Source organism: Hymenobacter coalescens, assembly GCF_054783195.1.
Genome location: NZ_BAAGRA010000019.1, coordinates 358,105 through 381,059 on the forward strand (window position 1 = coordinate 358,105; position 22,955 = coordinate 381,059).

The following is a 22,955-nucleotide window of genomic DNA, read 5'->3' on the forward strand; positions in this document are numbered from 1 at the left end:
CCCTTTCTGCCCCGAAATTCCGTCCTTCGCCTCTCTCTCCGCAGCCCTTCCCATGATTCTCATTGTCGACGACGACGTAGCCGTGCGCACCTCGCTGGGGCTGTTGCTCAAGCAGGCCGGTTACGCCACCAAGGCCGTGGCCACCCCCGACGAGGCCCTGCGCGTGGTGCGCGAGGCCGCGCCGCAGCTGGTGCTCATGGACATGAACTACTCCCTGGCCACCACCGGCGAAGACGGCCTGCGCCTGCTCGGGCAGGTAAAGGCGCTGGCCCCGCAGCTGCCCGTCATCCTCATCACCGGCTGGGGCTCCATCAGCCTGGCCGTGGAAGGTATGAAGGCCGGCGCGGCCGAGTTCGTGACCAAGCCCTGGAACAACGACGCGCTGCTGCAAACCATCCGGACCAGCATCAGCCTGGCCGAAAACGCGGCCGCCGCGCCGCCGGATGAGGTCAGCCCGACCCGCCGGCAGCTGGACCGGCAGTACAACTTCACGAACATCGTGGGGCAGGACGCGCAGCTGCTGCACGTGCTGCGCAGCGTGGGCCAGGTAGCCGCCACCGACGCTTCGGTGCTCATCGAAGGCGAGTCGGGCACGGGCAAGGAGCTCATTGCCGAAGCCATTCACCTGAACTCGAACCGGCGGAATAAGCCCTTCGTGAAGGTAAACCTGGGCGGGATTTCGGCGTCCCTGTTCGAGAGCGAAATGTTCGGGCACCGCCGCGGGGCCTTCACCGACGCCAAGGCCGACCGGCAGGGCCGCTTCGAGCTGGCCAACGGCGGCACCATCTTCCTCGACGAAATCGGGGAGCTGGACCTGGGCAGCCAAGTGAAGCTGCTGCGCGTGCTGCAGGACCGCACCTACGAGGTGCTCGGCGACTCGCGCAGCCGCTCCCTCGACATCCGCGTGATCTGCGCCACCAACCGCGACCTGGCCCAGGAAGTGCGCGAGGGCCGCTTCCGCGAAGACCTGTTCTACCGCATCAACCTCATCACGGTGCGTCTGCCCGCCCTGCGCGAGCGGCCCGACGACATTCCGCTGCTGGCCCAGCACTTCGTGCAGAACCTGCGCAGCAGCTACCACCGCCCGGCCCTGAAGGTGAACACCCGCGCCCTGCACTGGCTGCGCGAACAGCCGCTGCCCGGCAACATCCGCGAGCTGAAAAACCTGGTGGAGCGCGCCGTGCTCGTGAGCGGCAAAGACGAGCTCGGGCCCGAGGAGTTTCAGGCCCAGGCCCAGCGCGCCCCGGTGAAAGCCGTGGAGCCCGGCGCCCTGCCCGAGGTAGGCGTGATGACGCTGGACGAGCTGGAGGCCCAGATGATCCGCAAAACCGTGGATTTTTACGCCGGCAACCTCTCGCGCGTGGCCAAGGCCCTGGGGCTGAGCCGCGGCGCGTTGTACCGCCGGCTGGAGAAGTTTAACATCCCGTACGACGCCGCGCAGCCCTAGCGTCGGCCAGAGAGCTTTCAGAACAGTCATGCTGACGAGCTTTTTTGTAGACCAACTCCCCGCATGACCCTTCGCACCAAGTACATCCTGTTCGTCGTCTTCATTCACGCGGCCATTGCCGGGCTGGCCCTGCAGTTTCGCGCGTCGAACATGTGGCTGTTTGGGGCGACGGAGCTCCTGCTCATCGTCACGGCCGTCATCAGCGTGCAGCTGTACCGGGGCTTCGTGCGGCCCATCAACCTGATTGCGGCCGGCACCGAGGCCATCCGCGACCGGGACTTCACCATGAAGTTTCTGCCGGTGGGCCAGACGGAGATGGACCAGCTCATCGACACCTACAACACGATGATCGACGAGCTGCGGCAGGAGCGGGTAACCCAGCACGAGAAAAGCTTCTTGCTGGAGCGCCTGATCGACGCCTCGCCGGCCGGCATTCTGCTGCTCGATTTCGAGGGCCGCATTCAGGGCGTGAACCCGGCGGCGGCCCGCTGCCTGCAGCAGCCCGCCCAGCAGCTGGCCGGGCTGCGGCCGGCCGCGCTGCCCGGCGAGTGGGGGCGCGTGCTGGGGCAGCTGGAAGCGGGCCAGCCGCAGGTGGTGCAGCTCTCGGGCCTGCAGACCTACCGCGCCAGCACCTCCAGCTTTCTGGACCGCGGCTTTCCGCGCCATTTTATTCTGCTGGAGGAGCTCACCCAGGAGCTGATCCGGCAGGAAAAGCAGGCCTACGAAAAGCTGATCCGGATGATGTCGCACGAAATCAACAATTCCATCGGCGCCGTCAACTCCATTCTGCAGTCGTTTCGCTACTACGCCGGGCAGCTGGCCGAGGACGACCGCGCCGATTTTACCGAGGCCCTCGACGTGTCGGTGCAGCGCAACACGCACCTGGCCAACTTCATTGCTGGCTTTGCCAACCTGGTGCGCCTGCCCCCCCCGCAGCCGCGCCCCACCGACGTGCACGAGCAGCTCAAGGCCATCTGCCGGCTGCTGCAGGTGCAAAGCGAGAAGCGCCGCATCCGCTGGCACTGGCAGCTGGCCGAGGGGCCGCTGTTCGTCCGCCTCGACGCGCAGCAGATGGAGCAGGCCCTGCTCAACATCTGCAAAAATGCCCTCGAAGCCATTGACCACGACGGCAACGTGTGGGTGCGTACCACCGCCGAGCCGCCCACGGTGACCATCGAAAACGACGGCCCCGGCATTGCGCCCGAGGTGCAGCCGCAGCTGTTCACGCCCTTCTTCAGCACCAAGCGCGACGGGCAGGGCATCGGCCTGACGATGATCCGCGACATCCTGCTGCAGCACGGCTTCGCCTTCCGCCTGGCCACCAACCCCGACACGGGCCGCACGGCCTTCCACATCGAGCTGAAAGGGGCATAACCCTGTTTCGTGCCACGCACGAGGCCGCCCGCGCAACGTGCAAGCCCCGTGCCCACAGAAACGCCCCGGTCGGAGCCACTACGGTTCCGGCCGGGGCGTTTGGCGGTACAGCCGCGACGGGTGCTCAGGGCTGCGACAGCACGGCGTCCAGCACGTGGACCGTGCCGTTGCTGGCCTCGTGGTTGGTGGAAGACAGGTAGGCGCGCTTGCCGCGGTCGTCTTCCAGCTGCACGCGGCCGCCCACGCGGCGCACTTTCAGGGTGGTGCCGGCCAGCGTGGTCAGCACCCGGCCATCGGTCAGCTCGTGCTCCTTGAGGTCGGCCGACACGATGTGGGCGTGCAGCAGGGCCTGCAGGCGCGCGCGGTTGCGGGAATTCCAGAGGTCGGCGAGCAGGTCGGGCGGCAGTTTGGCAAAGGCGTCGTCAGTGGGTGCAAACACGGTATAAGGCCCCGGGTTCTGCAGCCGGATGACCAGCACGGCCCGCTCGGCCGACTGCACAAACGTCTCGAAAGTGCCCAGGTCGTGCAGGTTGCGGATCAAGCTCACCGACGCGGAGAACTGAATGGGAGCCAGCACCAGCGGGGCCGGGGCGGGGGTGGGCCGGGTTGCTTTCTGACCCCGGGAAGCAGGGCCCGTTGCCTGAATGCTGGCGGTGGGTTTGCCCAGGGGGGCTTGTTGGGCCAGAGCGGCCCCTGCCGAAGCGGCAACAAGGCAGGTCAGCAGGATGTGCTTGAACATGATGGGGTAGGGGAAGAGCTAAGTAGTGAGACAATAGCGGCCGCCGTTGGCCGGTCGGGCTACCAGCGGCACGTGGCCCCGTCGGGCCCGGCTGGTAGCAGAGGGAGTAGCTACAGCACAAAGGTATTGTGGTATTATTCTGATTGCCAGTGTGCTTTATCGCATATAGATGTGCCGGCCGCCTCGCATGAGGATGTGATATCTGCATGCAACCAATGGCGCGGCAGCCACCACCACGGCGTGGCTCAGCGGGGCTTGGCCAACCAGGAAGATGCGGCCGGCAACCGGGGCCGGCCGCGCCACAAACGCCCTGGGATGCGCAAGGAGCGGGTTTCGGGCCCCCGAAGCCCGGTAAAGTGCAGTGACACATGGATTATATGCCTAACTGGTGTACATTCGCGCGGCCTAATCATTTGCTATGAAACACTCTTACACGCTAGTAACCCTCGGTTTGCTGGGCTTCGCGGCTTCGGCTTCGGGCCAGGCCCTAACCAACAACGGGGCGCAGCTGACCGTGACCAATGGCGCCGTGCTGTACATCAACGGTGGCTTTGAGAACAAATCAGGCAGCACCCTGCTGAACAACGGTACCGTGGAGGTAACCGGCGACGTGACCAACGCCGGCACGGTGGATGCCAGCGGGACGGGCACGCTGAGCCTGACCGGCTCCGCCAACCAGGTGCTGTCGGCTGGCGGCGCTTCCTTTGCCAACGTGCTGGTGAACAAGCCGGTGGCCGGTAGCGAAGTGACCGTGCCCACCAACGTGACCGTAACCGGCCAGCTCACGCTGACGGCCGGCAGCGTCCGCACCGCGGCCACAACGGCTCGGGTCATTCTGCCGGTGGGCGCGACGCTGAGCGGCGAAACCGCGGGCCGGTACGTGAAGGGCAACCTGCAGATGCAGCGCACGGGCGTCAACGGCAACACCGCCGTGACTTTCCCCGACGGGACGCAGCTCGCGCCCGGCACCAACAACCTGGGTACCGTCACCATCACGCGCACGGCGGGCCTGAACACGGCTGGCGTGAGCTACGGCACCAACGATTACGGCAACAAGGGCATCGACCGGATCTGGCAGGTGGTGGCTTCCGGCGCGCAGCCCACAGCCAGCAAGCCCGTCACCCTGACCCTGAGCTGGCCGGCCGACGACGACAATGGCAACACCAACCTGACGCAGTCGCGCGTGTGGCGCAGCGCGGCCATCACCGGCCCCTGGGTGACGCAGCAAGCCCCCGTCGACGCCAGCAGCCGCAGCATCAGCAGCCCCGCCGACGCGCTGGGCTTCTTCTCCGTCTCGAACATTTCCAACCCGCTGCCCGTGACGCTGCTGAGCTTCACAGCCGAGCGCCGCGGCGCCGACGCGTGGCTGCGCTGGGCCACGGCCCAGGAAAAAGACAACGCCCGCTTCGAGGTGGAGGTCAGCCTCGACGGCCAGCAATTCCGCCGCCTGGGCGCCGTAAACGGCCAGGGCACCACCACCCAGCGCCACGACTACGAGTACCTCGACGCGCGGATTGCCCGCTACGCCACCGGCCTGGTTTATTACCGCCTGCGCCAGGTGGATACCGATGGCAAAGCCACCCTGTCGGAGGTGCGAACGGTGAGCATCGAAGCCGCCGGGTTTGCGGCGCAGGCCGCGCCGAACCCCTTCGGCGCCGGGGGCCTGAAGGTGCAGGTCAATACCAAAACGGCGGGCGCGGTTAGCTTCGACCTGCACGACGCGGTGGGCCGGGCGCTGCTCACGCACCAGGCCGACGTGCCCGCGGGCGGGGCGGCCGTGGCGCTGGCAGGCGCCGGCCGCCTGCCGGTGGGCGTGTACTTCCTGACGGTACGCCAGGGCCAGCAACTCACCACCCTGAAAGTAGTGCGCGAGTAAGCAGTGCCAGCCACACCGAAGTTTCCCAAACCGCCCGGCCCACCGCCGGGCGGTTTTTGTTTGGGGCCAGGGCTACCGTTCGAATCGTATCTTAGGCCGTTGCTGACTTACACTTATCCACACTGCTGATGCTATCCGCCGAGTCTCCGTCTGCCGCTGCCCTGCCCAAAGCCCGCAAGCGCGACCGGGTGAAAGAAGCCTTTTTCATGACCCAAAACGTGGTGCGGGGCAACCTGATCCACAATACCGGCGGCGCGCTGCACGTGATGCGGCTGCTCTCCATTCACCGCATGCCCGCCGGGCTGCTGACGCCCGAGCACCCGTGGGTAACCGGGCTGCTGCCCGGCACGGCGGAGCCGGTGTGGAGCCGCAACGTAGCGTTTCGCACCCCGGTGGGCCAGGAGTGGGCCCGGGAAGGCTACCAGCCCGAGCCCGACGAGGCCATTCTGGGCAAGGTTGGCCGCTTTCTGGCCGCGATGGTGCGCAAGTCGGTGCCGACGCCGGAGCTGGTGCACGGCCCGCAGCGGCGCATGCCCCACGCCATCAACTACCTGCACGGGGCGGTGCACTACAACGGGCTGGTGCTGCTCTTCAACACCTTCGCCGAAGCCATGCACTACCTGGCCGATCCGCGCTTTCGGCAGGAGCTGCGCCGCATGATCCGGGCCGAGCGCCGCGAGGTGACGCTGGTGTTTCGGGAACGAAACTATGACCCGGCCGAATTCGCGTATTTCTCGGCCTTTGTGATGTCGCACCTGCCGTGGTTTGCCAACGTGAACGGGGCCGGTCGCAAAGTCATGTGGGGCAACCCCGCGCCGTATCCGGCCTCCAACATCATCAACGGCGCCTGGGTGGCCGACATCAGCCGCCTGCGCCACGGCGACACCGCGGGCATCGTGCGCCCGCCGCTGGAGCCGGGCCGCTACTTCCAGGGCGAGTACGGGGTGCCCACGCGCGGCTTTCACTCGCTGGAGCGCCTGCACGCTTACCTGATCAACAACTGGGTGCGCCGCCGCGGCTTCCGGGGCGGCCTGTTCTTCGTCGACCGCCGCCGCATCGAGCCCGAACGCTACCAGCAGTACCAGGCCAGCGGCGGGGCCGAGTGGGCCGGCAACCTGCCGCTGCCCAATCCGCTGCGCCGGCGCTGGCCCCGCCGCAGCCGCCGCAGCGAGGCGTAACCCGCGCGGCTCTAGCAACGGCGAGCGGGCAGGTGCAGACTATCAGGCAGGCACATGCTCACCGCGCCGACACGGCTTGGAGCGCAGCGGCCGGGCGGGTTAGATCTTGTCCTGCCGGATCAGGGCCCGGTACACGGCGCGCAGGTGCGGCTGCGGCACGCCGAGGCGGTACAGCAGGCAGATGAGGGCGAAAGTGCCTTGCAGGCGGAAGATGCCGTTTTCGAGGTACTTGCGGGCCGAGGTAACCACTGTTTCGGGCAGCACCGCAAACGGCCCGCAGCGCCGCAGCCGCCGCGTGATTTCCTGGTCTTCGAGCACGATCATGTCGGTGCGGAAGCCGCCGGCCCGCTCGAACACCTCGCGCCGCACAAACAGGCTCTGGTCGCCGAAGCGCACGGCCTCGGCTTCGAAGCGCGTAAACCACGCGCTCAGCCGCAAAAACCAGTGCGGGTAATCGAAGCGCAGCCGGAAGCAGCCGCTGCCGTAGCCCGCGTGCACGGCCCGCTGGATGGCGGGCAGAAAGTCGGCGGGCGGAAAAGTATCGGCGTGCAGAAAGTACAGCAGCCCGGCCGTGGCGTGGGCGGCGGCGTGGTTCATTTGCGGCGCCCGGCCGCGCACCGGGCAGCGCAGCACCCGCGCCCCGGCCGCCGTGGCCACGGCGGCCGTGTCGTCGGTGCTTTGTCCATCGGCCACGATGATTTCCACCGCCGCGCCGACCCCTTGGGCCGCCCCGTGCAGGTAGCTGACCAGGGCGCCGATGCCGGCGGCTTCGTTGTAAGCCGGAATGATGATGCTGACGGAGGGGGAAGACATAGCGGGTAGCAGTGCGGGCGCGGCACGCCTTCAAGTACGCAAAAGTGCGGCGCCGGGAAACACAAAACCCGACCAGCCGCCGCCAGTCGGGTTTTGGAGGTAGGGAAGAAGCCAGGGCCGGGCCCACGGCTGGCCGCCGCTACCAGATGCGCACCTGCGCCGAGTCGGGGCGCCAGAGCTTCTGGCCGGGCTTCACCTGGAAGGCCTCGTAGAAGGCGGGCACGTCGGCCATGGGGCCGTTCACGCGGTATTTGGCCGGGGAGTGCACGTCGGTCATGATGCGCTGGGCCAGCTGCTCGTCGCGCTGGTGGCTCTGCCAGCCCAGGGCGTAGCCGAGGAAGTAGCGCTGCTGGGGCGTGAGGCCGCCGATTTTTTCGCCTTTCTTGAACTGCTCCGTCTTTTTGAAGGCATCGTAGGCAATGACGATGCCGCCCAGGTCGGCAATGTTTTCGCCGGCCGTGGCCTTGCCGTTGATGTGCAGCGAGTCGAGCACAGTGTAGCCGTTGAACTGGCGCACGATCTGGCCCACGCGCTGCTGGAAGGCGGCGCGGTCTTCCTTGGTCCACCAGTTGCGCAGGTTGCCCTTCTCGTCGAACTGGCTGCCCTCGTCGTCGAAGCCGTGCGTGAGCTCGTGGCCGATGGTGCTGGCCCCGGCGTAGCCGTAGATGGTCGCGTCGTCGGCGTCTTCATCCTTGAGCCCGGGAATGGCGAAGATGGCCGCCGGCAGCACGATTTCGTTGTTCGAGGGATTGTAGTACGCGTTGTAGGTCTGCGGCGTCATGTCCCACTCGGTGCGGTCCACGGGTTTGCCCAGCTTGGCGATGTTGTAGCGGTACTTCCACTGGTTGGCGCGCATCACGTTCTGCGCGTACGAGTCGCGCTGGATCTGCAGGGCCGAGTAATCCTTCCACTTGTCGGGGTAGCCGACTTTCTTGGTGATGCTGGCCAGCTTCACCAGGGCTTTCTGCTTGGTGGCCTCGCTCATCCAGTCGAGCTGCTGAATATGCTCGCGGAAGGCGGCCACCACGTTTTCGGTAATCTTCTCGTAGCGCTGCTTGGTGGCCGGCGTGAAGTATTCCTTCACGAATAGCTGCCCCAGGGCCTCGCCCATGGCCGATTCCTCGGCGTCGAGCACGCGCTTCCAGCGGGGGCGCTGCTGCTTGCTGCCCTGCAGAATGGTGCCGTAGAAGCGAAAGTTTTCCTGGTCGAAGTCGTGGCTGAGGGTGGGGGCGTAGGCGTGTACCAGCTGCCATTGCAGGTATGCGCGCCAGTCTTCGGCCGGGGCCGACTGCAGCAGCTGGCCCACCGTGCGGTAAAACTCCGGCTGGCCCACGATGACCGTATCCACCTTGCCGAGCTCCATCTGGCCGAGCCAAGGGCGCCAGTCGAGGCCCGGCGTGAGCTGGGGCAGCTCGGCCACGGCCATCTTGTTGTAGTTGCGGTACGGGTCGCGCAGGTCTTCGAGCTTGCGCGAGGCGGCGGCCAGCTTGGTTTCCAGCGCCACCACGCGGCCGCTGTTCTGCTGGGCCCGCACCGAATCCTGCCCCAGCAGCTGAAACACGCGCTGCACGTGGCGGCCGTAGGCGCGGCGGATGCCCGCGGTGCGCGCGTCTTTGTTGAAGTAGTAGTCGCGGTTGGGCAGGCCCAGGCCGCTCTGGTAGAGGTGCAGGGCCATCTTCTCGCTGTTCTTGGCGTCTTGCGCCACGTACAGGCCGATCAGCGCATCCACGCCCAGCGGCTGCAGGCGCGCCACCACGGCCGGTACGTCGGCGCCCGAACGAATGGCGTTGATGCGGTCCAGCTCAGCCTTGAGCGGGGCCACGCCCTGCCGGTCGATGGTGGCCGAATCCATGCCCATGGCCCAGAAGTCGCCGATTTTCTGCTGGGCGCTGCCGCTGGCGGCCCTGGCCTGGGCGGCTTCTTCGCTCAAGGCGCGCAGGCGGGCGTACACCTCGTTCTGCACCTCCTTGCCGATGCCCCAGTTGCTTTCGGAGGCCGGAATGGGGTGGTTTTTCAGCCAGGTGCCGTTGGCGTACTGGAAGAAGTCGTCGCCGGGGCGGGCGGTGGTGTCGAGGTTGGCCTGCAGCACATCGGGTTGGGCCTGGGAGGAGCCGCCGGACTGGCAGCCCGTCAGCAGGGCGGCCCCCAACAGGGGCGCGGCCAGCAGCCAGCGGCCGTTGGCAAAGAAGTGGGGCATGGTGAGGAGTAGGGAGAAGTGAAACGTGAAAGTAACAGACGCCTCCAGTCCCTGCCAAGCTGCAACGCCGCCCGCCAGATAGCGCCACGGGCGGATCACCTACCGCGCGGCGGCTGCAGTTCGCCGGCTCGTTCGGGAGGCCTGCGGCTACGGGCGTCGGCCGCTTACGCCAGGCTGCCGTCGCGCTGGGAGGAGCCGCGCACCAGCAGCTCGGGCTGCAGCACGATCTGGCGCGGGGCCAGCTTGCGGGGCTGCTCGGCCACCATGTCGAGCAGCAGGCGCACGGCGGTGCGGCCCATTTCCTCGCAACGCTGGTCCACAGTGGTCAGGTGGGGGTCGGTGAGCAGCGTAAACAGCTCGTTGCTGAAGCCGGCCAGCGCCACGTCCTGCGGAATGCGCAGGCCCCGGTCGCGCAGTACCTGCATGGCGCCGGCCAGGGCCAGGTCGTTGGCCGAAAACACGGCGTCGAGCTCGGCGTTGCGCTCGAGCAGGATTTCCATGGCCTGCAAGCCCTCGGGCAGCGTCAGGTCGCAGAAATGCACCAGGCTCTCGTCGTAGGGCAGGTCGTGGGCGCGCAGCGCGTCGGCGTAAGCCCGGTAGCGGTTTTTGCAGATGTTCAGGTGCTGCGGCCCGCCGATGTGGGCAATGCGCCGGCAACCCTGCCCGATCAGGTGCTCCATGGCCTGGTACGCGCCCTGGTAGTCGTCGAGCACCACCGCACTCACGTCCGGCGACTCCAGAATGCGGTCGAAGAACACCAGCGGCAGGTCGCGTTTGCGCACGTCCTCGAAGTGGCGTACGTCCTTGGTCGTGAGCGACAACGATACGAGGATACCCTCCACCTGGGCGTTGAGCAGCGTATCGAGGTTTTTCTTCTCGTGGGCCGCGTTTTCGTTCGACTGGCAGATCATCACGTTGAAGCCGGCCTGGTTGGCCCCGTTCTCGATGCCCTTGAGCACCAGCGCGAAAAAATGGCCGTCGATGTGCGGCACGATGACGCCGAGCGTGTTGCTGCGGCCCTTGCGCAGCGCGGCGGCCAAGTGGTTGGGCTGGTAGTTCAGCTGCCGGGCCAGCTCCCACACCCGGCGCTTGGTGGCGTCGCTGATGCTGGCGTGGTCACTGAGCGCCCGTGAAATGGTCGAGACGGACAGGTTGAGCTGAGCTGCCAGATCCGAGATGGAAGCGCGATGCATGGATACGGAAGCGGAATAGAGGGATGAGGAGGCAAGTTCGGACAAATCAGCGGAGCGGCGCACAGCCCGTCCGCGGCTCGTGCTGCTAGGGAGAACCGGGCGCTTCGCTTTCGGGTTCAGCGGCGCCAGCTTTGTGCAACCGTTTGCATTGCGCGTAAGCCTGTTAGGGCCCGCGGCTGGCGCATGGGGCCCGAGTGGTCAGTGACACAACGCGTAAGCAAGTCGTCAAAAAAAATGGCCAGTCCGGCAACGCCGCAGCTAAACCCCTGACAAATGCTGCTGTAGCGGTTCTGGGTACCTGCCAGCCTTGGCTGCCGGGCCTGACCCTGGAAATGCACGTGCTGGCGCCACGGGCGTCGGTCGGCATCGGCACCCGCCGAACAGCAGAAAATGCCGCCGAAATTATGCAAACGTTTGCGTAATTCTAAAGGCCTGTTTACATTCGGCCCGTCATTGCTTGGGGTCGAGGGCAATAGCTCGTCAGCGTCGGCTGGCAGCCGGTAGCGTCCGTAGGGGGCGCGGCCGCGAGTCGGCTCCAGGCATAGGCTTCTCCCGATAAAATCAACTCCCAATGGGTCGTCAGCGCCACTCCTTGCAGTTAACCCGGAAGCAACAGGCTTACCTCACCGACTTCATCCATTCCGATACGATTTCGCGGCAACAACGCAACCGCGCGCAGGTGCTGCAGCATTGGCTGGCCGACGTAGCCGCGCAGGAATCGGCCGAGCTGCTGGGCCTGAGCATCGACCGCGTGTACAGCATGCGCCGCGCCTTCGGCCAGCAAGGCTTTAGCGACTACCTGCACGCCGTGCCCCGCTGCGGCGCCCCCACCAAGCTGACGCCCAAGCTGGAAGCGCTGCTGCGCCGCCTCATGCGCGGCCCGGCCCCGGCCAACCACCGCCGCTGGACGCTGCCGCTGCTGGCGCAGCGCGTGGTGGAGCTGGGCTACACGGAGCGCATCTGCACCATCACGGTGCAAAAGGCCCTCAAGCAGATGAGCGCCACCACGCTGCGCAGCAATCATCTGAAAGCCGCCGAGGCGCCGTGCGCCCTTAAGCAGGCTTCCTAACCGCTGAGCTGCGGGCCAGGGGCACCCGCCACCGTTCGTGGCCGCTGAGTGAGGCCCGGCAAGCTGCATACCGGGTTTCTGGTTGATTGGTCTGAAAAAGTAAAAAAGCCTGTTTTCATCTGAAAACAGGCTTTTTTACGACCTGCAGCGCCGCATGCATACGGCCTCCTCCTGCTCCCCGTTGGCGCTTTGCCGGGCTGGCCAGCCATTCACCCCAGCCAGGCCCAGGCCGCGGCCACCAGCCCGCCGACAAGCGTCGTGAGGCCGTTGACCGCGTTATTCGACAGTACCTGCCGGCGCTCCAGCGTAGCACCCAGCACCGAGTCGGTGAGGTTGCCGGCAGTGGCGGCCAGCACCAGCCAGGCCGCTTCCCAGCGCCAGCCAAAGCCCAGGGCTGCCACACCGGCCACCAGGGCGCTGCCCGCTACGCCCAGCAGCGTGCCCGCCACGCTGACTACCCCGTTTTCGCCGCGCCGGTCTGGGCGCAGGGTCAACACGTGGTAATAGCGCCGGCCGTAGACGTTGCCCAACTCAGAGGAAAGGGTATCGGCCGTGGCGGCGGCGAGGCTGCCGGCCAGCGCGAGGTGAAAAACCGGCGCGTACGCCGGGAAGCACCAACTGCCAAGCCCCGCCAAGCCGGCCACGCCGGCGTTGGCCAGGGCCTGACCGGCGTGGCGGCGCCCTTTGTTTTCTTCGGCCAGTCCAAGGCGTTGTTTCTCGGCCAGATTCCAGGCCGAAGCGGCGGTGCCAAGCCCAAAAAACAGGGCGAGCAGACCCACGCCGGTGAGGCCGCCACCCAGAAACAGGAGCAGCCCCAGCAGCCCACCGGTTAGCGCGGCTGGGCGGGTCAGCTTGTTGGCGCGCACGCTGTACACCATGCCGGCCCCCAATAGGAGCACTACCGCTCCAAGTTGTATGTCCGCCGTGGCGCGGGCTGCTACGATATCCATGCTGCAACTTGGCGAAAGGCTCACGCTGCTGCAAGAACGAAGCTGGAGGACAACCAGACTACTTGCCTTCTCATACGTGGGCTGAGGAAGAGCATCCCCGACGCTGGGCTGTACGGCGGTGCCTTATCGTTGCGGCGGGCTCTGCACACATCGCGCCCTTGCTTAGTTACGCGCATTAGCCGGGATGTGCCGCTGCGGGGTGGCATCCATGGCAGCGTGCTGGCGGAAGACCCACAGCTGCACTGCGCCATAGAAGCTAGCAGTGTAGTAGGACTAATCCTATGAGGTGATGCTCTTTTGCCCGAGCTTCGGAAACGATACCGGAATTGGCCTTTCATCCTTGGCACGGGTCAACGGAAATATTTCAAAAGCCGGGGATACCTCAAAAAGGGGACATTTTCATCACTTGCTGTTGCGCCTGTAACTGATCAGGTGAGAAAAGTAGGGGTGTGAAAAGAGCTAGCACAAGCGTATAAGCAGGGGTAGCTAGTGTCACGGATTATATATCGGTATCGTTTCCAAATGGTATTTATTTGTCGGTTGACCCTACCTTTCCAATCTGATTACTACCGAAGCCTTGCCGGCGGACTCTTGCGGCCTATGCTCATGCACCTATTGACCCGAACGCTTGCTGGCCCTGGGGCCCTGCGCACCTCGCTTCTTCGGCACGGCCACGTTGCGGCCGTAGCCTTGGCCTTATCGGCCGCGTTGGCCCCGGTAGCAGTGGCTCAGTCGCCGGTACTATCCAGGGTATGGGTGCCGGACCTAGGCAACGGCACCTATAAGAACCCGGTCCTTTACGCCGATTACTCCGACCCCGACGTCATCCGCGTCGGCGACGACTTTTACCTGACTTCCTCCAGCTTCAACGCGGTGCCGGGGCTGCAGATCCTGCATTCCAAGGACCTGGTAAACTGGTCGCTCATCGGGGCGGCGTTTCAGGAGCAGCTGCCCAAAGCCCGTTACGCGCTGCCGCAGCACGGCAACGGCGTCTGGGCTCCGGCCATCCGCTACCACCAGAAGGAGTTTTACATCTACTACCCCGACCCCGACCTGGGCATTTTCGTCACCAAGGCGAAGAACCCGGCCGGACCGTGGTCGACGCCGGTGTGCATCAAGGAGGCCAAGGGCTGGATCGACCCCTGCCCGCTCTGGGACGAGGACGGCCGAGCCTACCTCGTGCACGGCTTCGCCGGCTCGCGGGCGGGCATCAAGACCATCCTGGCCGTGTCGCCGATGGCCGCGGATGGCCTTAGCCTGACCGGACCCGACGCGCTGGTCTTCGACGGCCACCAGGGCCACCCCACGCTCGAAGGGCCGAAGTTCTACAAGCGTAACGGCTACTACTACATCTTCGCGCCGGCCGGGGGGGTGCCCACGGGCTGGCAGCTGGTGCTGCGCTCCAAAAACGTATATGGCCCCTACGAGGAGCGCATCGTGATGGACCAGGGCAAAACGCCGATTAACGGCCCGCACCAGGGGGCCTGGGTAGATACCAACACCGGCGAAGACTGGTTTCTGCACTTTCAGGACCAGTACGCCTACGGCCGGGTGGTGCACCTGCAGCCCATGACGTGGAAAAACAACTGGCCCGTCATTGGCGAAGACCCCGACGGCGACGGCAAGGGCCAGCCGGTACTCACCCACCGCAAGCCCCGCATCAAGGGCAAGGCCCAGCCGCTGGCCACGCCGCCGACTTCCGACGAATTCAGCGCCAACCAGCTGGGCCTGCAGTGGCAGTGGCACGCCAACCCGCAGGATTACTGGGCCTTCCTGAACGGTCCCCAGGGCTACCTGCGCCTCTACGCCATGCCGCTGGCCGAGGGCTACCAAAACCTGTGGCAGCAGCCCAACCTGCTGCTGCAGAAGCTGCCCGCCGAGACGTTCACCACCACCGCCAAACTGCGCTTCGACTCCCGCCTCGAAGGGGAAAAAGTAGGCCTGCTGATGATGGGCCTCGACTACAGCTACCTTTCCCTGACCAACCGGGGCGGCAAGCTGCTGCTGAGCCAGAGCACCTGCAAGGATGCCGACAAGGGGACGGCCGAAACCACCACGGCCCCGGTGGAAGTACCAGCGGCCCAGGCCAAGCAGCCCCTGTACCTGCGGGTGGCCGTGAAGCCGGGCGCCCTCTGCCAGTTCAGCTACAGCTTCGACGGGCAGAGCTTCCAGCCACTGGGCACGGAATTCAAGGCCCGGGAGGGCAAGTGGATAGGGGCCAAAGTCGGCCTGTTCTGCACCCGGCCCGGCAAGTTCAACGACAGCGGCAACGCCGACATCGACTGGTTCCGCATCGAGTAACCCCCAGGCAGACCCGCTTGGAGCCGGCCGTGAAGCAAACCAGCAAACCGACAACTGACAACCCGCAACTGACAACTTCCTTTTCTTATGAGCACTGCCCTCGCCCAACAGACGCTTTTCAGCGCGCTGCCGCCGATCAAATACGAAGGACCGGACACGGACAACCCGCTGGCGTTTCGCTGGTACGACGCCGGTCGCGTGGTGGCCGGCAAGCCCATGGCCGAGTGGCTGCGCTTCGCCGGCGCCTACTGGCACTCGTTTACCGGCTCGGGCGCCGACCCGTTCGGCGAGCCGACCCACCTGTTTCCCTGGGACCGGCTGGGAGACCCGATTGGGCGGGCGCAGGCCAAGATGGACGCCGCGTTTGAGTTTCTGACCAAGCTCGGGCTGCCCTACTACTGCTTCCACGACGTGGACGTGGTGGAATACACCGACGACGTGGCCGACAACGAGCGGCGCCTGCAGCAGCTGACCGAGCACGCGCGCCAGCACCAGCAGGCCACCGGCGTGAAGCTGCTCTGGGGCACGGCCAATCTCTTTTCGCACCGCCGCTACATGAACGGGGCGGCTACTAACCCCGATTTCCACGTGCTGGCCCACGGCGCGGCCCAGGTGAAGGCGGCTATCGACGCGACCATCGCGCTGGGCGGCGAAAACTACGTGTTCTGGGGCGGGCGTGAGGGCTACATGACGCTGCTGAACACCGACATGAAGCGCGAGCAGGAACACCTGGCCAAGTTTCTGCACACGGCCAAGGACTACGCCCGCAAGCAGGGCTTCACGGGCACCTTCCTGATCGAGCCCAAGCCCATGGAGCCCACCAAGCATCAGTACGACTACGACGCGGCCACCGTCATCGGCTTCCTGCGCCAGCACGATCTGCTCGGCGACTTCAAGCTCAACCTGGAAGTCAACCACGCCACGCTGGCCGGCCACAGCTTCGCGCACGAGCTGCAAGTGGCCGCCGACGCCGGCCTGCTCGGCTCCATCGACGCCAACCGCGGCGACTACCAGAACGGCTGGGACACCGACCAGTTCCCCACCAACGTCTACGAGCTGACGGAGGCCATGCTGGTGATACTGGAGGCCGGCGGGCTGCAGGGCGGCGGCATCAACTTCGACGCGAAAGTCCGCCGCAACTCCACCGACGTGGAGGACCTCTTCCACGCCCACATCGGCGGCATGGATGCCTTTGCCCGCGCCCTCCTCGTGGCCCACGACGTGCTGGAGAAATCCGACTACCGCCAGCTGCGCCGGCAGCGCTACGCCTCCTTCGACCAGGGCGCCGGCCGCGCCTTCGAGCAGGGGCAGCTCTCCTTGGAGCAGCTGCGCGACTACGCCGCCGAGCACGGCGAGCCGCAGGTGCGCAGCGGCCGCCAGGAGTACCTTGAAAACCTCCTCAACCGCTACCTGTAAGCGCCCCGTCGCAATCCTACAAGAAGCACCGGCCAACCACCGGTGCTTCTTGCTGTGTGCCTTCGCCACATCCACCCGTTGCCCTCCTCTGTATGCGCGTTTCTACCCTCACCTGCTGCCTTAGCCTGGCACCGTCCCCACGGCCTTCGGAAGCAGGTGGAAATACGCAGCCGATGGAGGAAAATAAAGCTCCTGGATGCGTGCAAGCCGAATTGGACACCTGCGGCAAAACTGCGTTGTAAAGCGCCCACGAACAAGCCCGGGCAACCATTCTAGGAAAGCTACGGATGGGGCAGGGAGCCGGGGTGCTCCGCGCCCCGCCACGGCCCTGCGTGCCCGAAAGATAACAGCGCTGAAAGCCCCGAAAACGCTGCCGCCGCGCCGGTGCCCCCGGCGGGGTACTGGCGCGGCGGCAGCCGGGGAGCCGATGGTGTGGCTACTTCAGAAGCTCAACTTGTGCGCGCACCACCTCACGAGCAATGGCCAGGTTGGTGTCGCGGGCGTTGACGGCCAGGTAGATGAATTTCTTGCCGCCGTCGATCAAGTTGATCAGGTGCAGCTGGTTGGTGAGCGAAATGAGAATGTCGTCGATCTGCTCGCCCTGCAGCTTCAGGGCGGCCATGGCCTTCTGCTTTTGCTTGACTACTTCGGTGTTGTAGGCAGCGGCCGTTTCTGGGTTTAGCGAGGGCGAGTTGGAATGCGAGGCCAACGTCATGCCTGAGGTGGTGTCGACGATGGCTACGGCCAGCAACTGCGGCAGGTCGGCGAGGATGTTTTGCACGGCTTGGCCGGCGGCGTTGGAGGCAGAGTATGCCATAGAGGGGTTGGGGGAGGAAGGTAATGAAGTAGGAGAGGGCGAAAGAAAGCGGGAGAGGGGGCTTGGGGAGCGGCGCCGGGGCTTGGGCATCAGAACAGGAACCACCGTTTGGTCTTACCAGCCGGGCGCTCGGCCGGGCGGGGCAGCAGGGTTACGTTTTCGGTACGCCCGCCGTACACGGCCACGTTCTCGTTTTGATAACCACCGTAGCCATAAGCCAGCGTGGTGGAGCGTCCCGCCGGTACGAGCAGCGCGTATTCGCCGTCGGCGTTGGTGCTCACGCCGCGGGTGCTGCCCTTCACGAGCACGGTGGCCCCGATCAGCGGCCGGCCGTTTTCATCCAGAATGCGGCCCCGCACGGTGCTCAGGCGGGTGACGCTGCTCTCGCCGGCGAAGGCTTCGGCAGAAACCTCGGCCGGGGCCATGGGCGAACCAGTGCCCGCCAGCACAGCCCCGCCTACCAGGGCCGCGCCCGCCACGAGCGCCCCTACCCGGTGGCGCAACCGCCGCGGTTCGGTACGGATGAGCTCAAATTGCCGCCGCACCCAGCCGACGGGGCGTACCCGTTCTCCTTGCTGCTGCAGCTCATAAAATCGGCGCAGCGTCTCGTCGGCGGAAGCGTTGCGCTTACGCAGGTAGGCATCGACGGCCCCCGTGTTGAGCTTGGATAAGTCGCCGCGCAAATACGCATCGCGGTAGACCGGAAGCAGGGCACCGGTCACGGGGTCGAAGGGAGAGGCAGTGAGCTTCATGGGCAAGTGCAGTTAGGTGGAATCGGAAGTGGCAAAAACGCCCGGGCTGCGGGAATTGGGCGCAGTCAGATGCCAGGGCTAGCGGCGGAGGTACGAGGCTACAGCAGGGCCTCCTGCTGCAGCACCGCGCGGGCCAGGGCCAGATTGGTGTCGTCGGTGCTCACGGCCACGTACAGAAAGCGGCTGCCATCGGCACTGACACGCAACAGATGTACCTGCTCGCGCAAGGACACGAGAATGTCCTCGATCCGCTCGTCGACCAGGCCTAGGGCCGCAATGGCTTGCTGCTTCTGCCGGATGACCTCGGCGTGGCAAGCTGCCGCCCGGTCGGGCCGAAGGCCGCAGCGGCCGAAGCTGGCCAGTGGGCGCCCACTGGGCAGGGCGACTACGGCAGCGGCCAGCAATTCGGGTATCTCGTTCTGCACCCGCGACAGGCACGCGGCGGCCCGCTGCTGGCCTTCATCAACCCGGGTGGAGCTCAAGCGCGACAAAATGCGAGCGGGGTTCAGTAAGGATAGTACCATGGGGCGTGGAATCAGCAAAGGGTAGGTGCGGTACGTCAAATATTACTGTTTTGTTTGATTTTTATGGTGTAAACTTTAAACAAAATTATTGTCATTTATTACTTTAGTAGTACTGCAGCCATGGGCAAAGCGTCGTAGTTCCTCTAACCGGCATAGTTTGCCCGTAGTTGTCAAAAACCACCTACCTTGAGGTTAGTATGCCTACTTCCTGTACCCCCATCACGCCCCGATGCCCGGTTCGCACCGCTCTTGACCTGCTCGGCGGTAAGTGGCGCTTATTGCTGCTGCAACAAATTTCTCTGGGGCAGAACCGCTACGGACAGCTCAAACAGGCGCTACCCGACATCAGCGAAAAAGTGCTGGCCCAAGAGCTGCGCAACCTAATCGAGGCGGAGTTGGTGGCCCGGCAGGAATCCGGCGAGGGGCCCGCGCGGGTGCAGTACGCCTTGACCGCGCAAGGCGAACAAGCATTACCAGTGCTGGCCGCCTTGCTGCAATTTGGGCTGGGCTATACCGTTGGCTAACAGGCACCGCCGCCCCAGGCCGGTTCAGAAACCGGTCTTTCCCGAGCTTGGCAGCATCAACTTCCCCGGCTTTTGCGTGCGCAGGAAAGCGGATACCCGTTGTTTACCTGACGGCGTGGAGTTGGACCAATGGCTCGCCGCTTCTGCACTCCCCATCCATCCGAGCCGTTGCATCGGCGAGGCCAATCCAAAAAATCAAAACCGCGTTTGCATGCTGCAAACGCGGTTTTAAGTAGCCGCGACGGAACTTTAACCCTCCATTTAAGGAGAACTAAAGCTTCCTGAAAAATGCCTCTAAATAGGCTGGAAAGGGCTTTTTGAAAATTGGGGTATCGGGAACAATCGGACTTATACGGGCTTAATCGGAAATTTTGTCCCCCAAAGTGTCCCCCAAATTCGGGTTCGGGGGACAGACTTTTTATCTTTCGTACGGCAACTACTTACCCGTACAAATGATAACTGTTTCCTTTCTGCTGAGGGAGCCTAGCAGCTCTCAGCCGACCCCGATTTTTGCGTTTGTGTCCTTCAATGGCCGGCGCGTGAAAGTACCCACCGGCCTAAAGGTGCTGCCCCGGCAGTGGGTAGTCGACAACCAGCGGGGCCAAACCAAGGGGCGCAACAACCCCAACGGCCCGCTGAACGACCGGCTGGACGATATAGAAACCGCGCTGACCAACTGCTACACTGCAGCTGTAGCTGCTGGCAACCTGCCCAGCCCCGAAGAACTACGCGCCGCCGTGGTGCTGACGGAAGCGGCGCCCGTTCCGGTGGCCCGTGCCTTTTGGGACTACTACGAGGAATGGGTAAGCATTACCCGTGCTGCCGGGCAGGTGCGTACGGCTCAGACCTACGCCACCGCCGCCCGGCACCTGCGGGAGTTCGGGCAGGCCAGCGGCACCGCCGTAGATTTTGACCTGATTACGCCTGCCTGGGGAGACAAATTCACCGCGTACCTGCTGCATACCGCCCGGCAAACGGACAACACCATACAGAAGCACATTACCCGGCTTAAAAGCTTTATGAAGTGGGCTGCCGAACGGGGCTACCACGATACCACTGGCTACGCCCGCCTCAGTTGGAAGCGGCAGGAACCGGATATAATGACGCTCACGGCCGAGGAAGTAGCGGCGCTGGAAGCCCTTGAACTGCCTGCCGCCGGCTACCTCGACAACGCCCGCTCCCTGTTTCTACTGAGCTGTTATACCGGCCTTCGGTATTCCGATCTGGTGAGCATCCGGCCGGAGCACCTACGTGGCCAAACGTTGCGGCTGACTACGCAGAAAACCCGCGAAACCGTTACGATACCCCTGCAGGCCCGCGCCCTGCCGATTGTACGCCGGATGGTAGAAGGGCAAATCCGGGCCGTATCCAACCAGAAGCTTAATGACTACCTAAAGGAACTGGGCGAACGGGCCGGCATTACAGAGCCCATTGAAGTAATCCGCTACCGCGGCGGCAAGCGGGAAAGCACCACGCTCCCGAAGTGGCAAAAGCTGGGCTGCCACACCGGCCGCCGCACCTTTGTAACGCTCAGTTTGGAGCGGGGCCTACGCCCGGAACTTGTAATGAAGATTACTGGGCATCGGGATTGGAAGTCCTTTAAAAGGTATGTAAATATCACCGAGCAAGCTGTAGAGCGGGAGTTTGCCCGTGTCTACGAAATGCCTTCAGCGCTACGTGTAGCACAGTAATTTCAATAAGCAATAATCAGTAACAAAAAATGGGATTCGAAGTGAAAGGCTCGGCGGACTCGTTGCCAAACTTAAAACATGCTGACAATGTGAAGTCGCCTCGGCTCTGGAATCAAGCGCCTCAGCCCGGCAGTAAGCATAACGACCTGTCTAACAAGCGCCCCGCCATACATCGTTATTCTACCAAAGACGATATTATAGAAGTGCTAATTGATGTGAGCCGTAAGGGAGGCGTTTCTTTTATAGAATTTTCTACTAATGCAGAAAGGTGGATAATCAATCAGGTGCGCACTGCTAATTCCTCTAAAAGATCTATTTACATAAAGACTCATAAGGACTATTTAAACTTTAAAGCTTCGTACATAAGGAAAAGGTATGCATCTACTAAAATTTCTGATAGCATTGCAAATATTTTCACTGTTATAATCTTATGTGAAGTGCCGCCTTTAAAAATAGAGTCTACTCTTAATGCTATTTGGTTTAATGCATATGAAAAAGATCCTGAATATGGACTTTTAGTATTAAACGCTATACTAAGCGCTGTTAAGGTGTATGACATAAGTCAAGAAATTGCTGAATTCATCACAGAATGGGTAAAGGCTTCAATGGCTAATGTTACATCTGTAAACATTTCTAGCGGGGCTGCGGACCAAGCTGTTTCCTTTGATGATATCATAATTCCAGGGTCACTTAGCGTAAGTGATATACGAAGCTTCTTGAGTTCAAAAAACCTTATTAATGCGAAAAATGGAAATGCTATTGAGTTTAAGAGAGGAAAAGGACAAGGACGGAAAAGCGCATTTGTAGCTGTTTATCGAGTACTGGAATATTATAATTTAATTAATCCTGTTTCTACAGCTGAAGATATTGTTAAGATTATAAGCGCAGAATTTAACATGAATATAACTTCTAAGCTAGCCAATTATCAAGTTCATGGAAAAGGCAACCAAACGAGTGACATGTTTAGGAAGTACTGTGCCCAAGCAGTAAGTTGGGTTGAAAGTTGGGCTGCAACGAATAATAAGGCTTTGACTCGCCCTAGGCTTGTGCTTAAACCTGCGTAATGGAAATTTATGGATAAATATTCTGGCACCCCTATAGATTTCCAATAGGTTGTCGGCCTTTGTAGCGAATCGCAAGAATTAAGCGGTGCTACACAATGCAAACCATCCTAACCACTGGAGTAGCCTACTCCCAACTATTAGAGGACTTTCGGGCCATCATCCGGCACGAAGTCAAAACCAATACACCAGTCCCGCCCGCTGCTGATGATGCCGGCCCGGAACTGCTGACCATAAGGGACGCGGCCGCACTATTAGACGTGTGCCCACAAACCGTGCACGATCTTGCGCGCCGCGGGCTGTTGTGCAAGCACCGCCTGGGCGGCCGCGTTTACCTGAAACGCTCCGAGGTGCTGGCAAGCCTGCAGAGCCAGCAGCGTACGCTAAAGGGGAAAGGGGGTAAGCGTGCTTAGCGTACTGCTACTCGATAAGCCACCGGTATACCTGGCTGTAGGTGCTGGCTTTCTACCTGCCTACGAAGTGCGGCCGCGTGATTGGGGCGCCGTGCCGGAAGGCGCCGCCGTGGCTGCCCTCGATACGGGGGAAGGGCTAGACCATGGGCCCCGTATTGTCTGGATAGGCACAGTGGTAAGCAACCACATGGGGACTTACAGCCGCGGGGCCCTGTCGTTGGTGCTGGCTGAGCCGGCCCCGCACGATGATCCGACCATGCGACTAGAAGCAGACGGAATCAAACGGCTGTACCTGCTGCCGGCACTACCTGCTAAGCCGGCGCCGGCCGCGTTGCTGCCCTGGGTTGCCCGTGCCGGCGCCAAGCGCAACCAGAGCCGCCCGCCCCGCCAACTGCCCCCGGTGCAATGAGTGCGGCCCCGATACTCGATCCGGCCGCCGTGCGGGCCTTGTTTGCCGACTACGGCCCGGCCTTCACCCGTACACCTGCCGAACTGGAAGCGGCCTTACACCGCCGCGGCTACGCGGGCCCGCTGGCCGACTGGCTGCCCGCCCTTCGGGCCGCTGGTTTGCGCGAACCACGCCGGGGCATTTTTGCCGAGCCGGAGCTGCCTGCCGAAGC

At 63.6% G+C, this 22,955-nt stretch carries 19 protein-coding genes; 11 read left to right on the forward strand and 8 right to left on the reverse strand.

Annotated features, from left to right (window positions below):
- Window positions 1–52 precede the first annotated feature (52 nt).
- On the forward strand, window positions 53–1,447 hold the full coding sequence (locus ACYVKQ_RS18000; RefSeq protein ID WP_460676739.1) for a sigma-54-dependent transcriptional regulator: 1,395 nt from the start codon (window positions 53–55) through the stop codon (window positions 1,445–1,447).
- A 63-nt stretch (window positions 1,448–1,510) separates the two neighbouring features.
- Window positions 1,511–2,821, forward strand: coding sequence for a sensor histidine kinase (locus ACYVKQ_RS18005; protein WP_460676740.1), 1,311 nt, complete (start codon window positions 1,511–1,513; stop codon window positions 2,819–2,821).
- A 124-nt stretch (window positions 2,822–2,945) separates the two neighbouring features.
- On the opposite strand, the gene ACYVKQ_RS18010 is transcribed toward ACYVKQ_RS18005, so the two are convergent.
- On the reverse strand, window positions 2,946–3,560 hold the full coding sequence (locus ACYVKQ_RS18010; RefSeq protein ID WP_460676741.1) for a fasciclin domain-containing protein: 615 nt from the start codon (window positions 3,558–3,560) through the stop codon (window positions 2,946–2,948).
- A 418-nt stretch (window positions 3,561–3,978) separates the two neighbouring features.
- Here ACYVKQ_RS18010 and ACYVKQ_RS18015 point away from each other — a divergent pair, with 418 nt between their 5' ends.
- Window positions 3,979–5,436, forward strand: a complete 1,458-nt coding sequence (locus ACYVKQ_RS18015; RefSeq protein WP_460676742.1) for a T9SS type A sorting domain-containing protein — start codon at window positions 3,979–3,981, stop codon at window positions 5,434–5,436.
- A 128-nt stretch (window positions 5,437–5,564) separates the two neighbouring features.
- Window positions 5,565–6,614 (forward strand): hypothetical protein, encoded by a 1,050-nt coding sequence (locus ACYVKQ_RS18020; protein WP_460676743.1) that lies wholly within the window; start codon window positions 5,565–5,567, stop codon window positions 6,612–6,614.
- Window positions 6,615–6,713: 99 nt separating this feature from the next.
- On the opposite strand, the gene ACYVKQ_RS18025 is transcribed toward ACYVKQ_RS18020, so the two are convergent.
- The 3 genes from ACYVKQ_RS18025 to ACYVKQ_RS18035 all read right to left on the reverse strand — a co-directional run bounded on the left by ACYVKQ_RS18025 (window position 6,714) and on the right by ACYVKQ_RS18035 (window position 10,817).
- On the reverse strand, window positions 6,714–7,427 hold the full coding sequence (locus ACYVKQ_RS18025; protein WP_460676744.1) for a TIGR04283 family arsenosugar biosynthesis glycosyltransferase: 714 nt from the start codon (window positions 7,425–7,427) through the stop codon (window positions 6,714–6,716).
- A gap of 139 nt (window positions 7,428–7,566) precedes the next feature.
- On the reverse strand, window positions 7,567–9,624 hold the full coding sequence (locus ACYVKQ_RS18030; protein WP_460676745.1) for a M13 family metallopeptidase: 2,058 nt from the start codon (window positions 9,622–9,624) through the stop codon (window positions 7,567–7,569).
- 164 nt (window positions 9,625–9,788) lie between these two features.
- Window positions 9,789–10,817: a LacI family DNA-binding transcriptional regulator gene (locus ACYVKQ_RS18035; protein WP_460676746.1), complete on the reverse strand. Its 1,029-nt coding sequence runs from the start codon at window positions 10,815–10,817 to the stop codon at window positions 9,789–9,791.
- Between the two features lie 592 nt (window positions 10,818–11,409).
- Here ACYVKQ_RS18035 and ACYVKQ_RS18040 point away from each other — a divergent pair.
- Entirely contained in the window at window positions 11,410–11,886 is a 477-nt protein-coding gene (locus ACYVKQ_RS18040; RefSeq protein ID WP_460676747.1) for a helix-turn-helix domain-containing protein, read from the forward strand.
- 209 nt (window positions 11,887–12,095) lie between these two features.
- Here the strand turns inward: ACYVKQ_RS18040 and ACYVKQ_RS18045 are convergent, their stop codons facing one another.
- Window positions 12,096–12,836, reverse strand: coding sequence for a DUF92 domain-containing protein (locus ACYVKQ_RS18045; RefSeq protein WP_460676748.1), 741 nt, complete (start codon window positions 12,834–12,836; stop codon window positions 12,096–12,098).
- 756 nt (window positions 12,837–13,592) lie between these two features.
- On the opposite strand from ACYVKQ_RS18045, the gene ACYVKQ_RS18050 reads away from it, so the two are divergent.
- The gene (locus ACYVKQ_RS18050; protein WP_460676749.1) at window positions 13,593–15,137 is read left to right on the forward strand and encodes a glycoside hydrolase family 43 protein; all 1,545 of its coding nucleotides are present in this window, start codon (window positions 13,593–13,595) and stop codon (window positions 15,135–15,137) included.
- A gap of 87 nt (window positions 15,138–15,224) precedes the next feature.
- Window positions 15,225–16,553: a xylose isomerase gene (gene xylA, locus ACYVKQ_RS18055; protein WP_460676750.1), complete on the forward strand. Its 1,329-nt coding sequence runs from the start codon at window positions 15,225–15,227 to the stop codon at window positions 16,551–16,553.
- A 436-nt stretch (window positions 16,554–16,989) separates the two neighbouring features.
- Here xylA and ACYVKQ_RS18060 read toward each other — a convergent pair whose 3' ends face one another.
- From ACYVKQ_RS18060 to ACYVKQ_RS18070, 3 genes are all read right to left on the reverse strand, one after another.
- Entirely contained in the window at window positions 16,990–17,370 is a 381-nt protein-coding gene (locus ACYVKQ_RS18060; protein ID WP_460676751.1) for a hypothetical protein, read from the reverse strand.
- Window positions 17,371–17,459: 89 nt separating this feature from the next.
- A complete protein-coding gene (locus ACYVKQ_RS18065; RefSeq protein ID WP_460676752.1) occupies window positions 17,460–18,122 on the reverse strand; it encodes a carboxypeptidase-like regulatory domain-containing protein in 663 nt (220 codons plus the stop codon).
- A 98-nt stretch (window positions 18,123–18,220) separates the two neighbouring features.
- A complete protein-coding gene (locus ACYVKQ_RS18070) occupies window positions 18,221–18,646 on the reverse strand; it encodes a hypothetical protein (protein ID WP_460676753.1) in 426 nt (141 codons plus the stop codon).
- Between the two features lie 197 nt (window positions 18,647–18,843).
- On the opposite strand from ACYVKQ_RS18070, the gene ACYVKQ_RS18075 reads away from it, so the two are divergent.
- The 4 genes from ACYVKQ_RS18075 (at window position 18,844) to ACYVKQ_RS18090 (ending at window position 22,335) form a co-directional block, all read left to right on the forward strand.
- Complete coding sequence (locus tag ACYVKQ_RS18075) at window positions 18,844–19,170, forward strand: winged helix-turn-helix transcriptional regulator (protein ID WP_460676754.1); 327 nt, start codon at window positions 18,844–18,846, stop codon at window positions 19,168–19,170.
- 539 nt (window positions 19,171–19,709) lie between these two features.
- Window positions 19,710–20,861 carry a site-specific integrase gene (locus ACYVKQ_RS18080; protein WP_460676755.1) on the forward strand — a complete coding sequence of 384 codons (1,152 nt, stop codon included), beginning with the start codon at window positions 19,710–19,712 and terminating at the stop codon, window positions 20,859–20,861.
- A gap of 29 nt (window positions 20,862–20,890) precedes the next feature.
- A complete protein-coding gene (locus ACYVKQ_RS18085) occupies window positions 20,891–21,925 on the forward strand; it encodes a hypothetical protein (protein WP_460676756.1) in 1,035 nt (344 codons plus the stop codon).
- A 95-nt stretch (window positions 21,926–22,020) separates the two neighbouring features.
- Window positions 22,021–22,335 (forward strand): helix-turn-helix domain-containing protein, encoded by a 315-nt coding sequence (locus tag ACYVKQ_RS18090; RefSeq protein ID WP_460676757.1) that lies wholly within the window; start codon window positions 22,021–22,023, stop codon window positions 22,333–22,335.
- Window positions 22,336–22,955 lie beyond the last annotated feature (620 nt).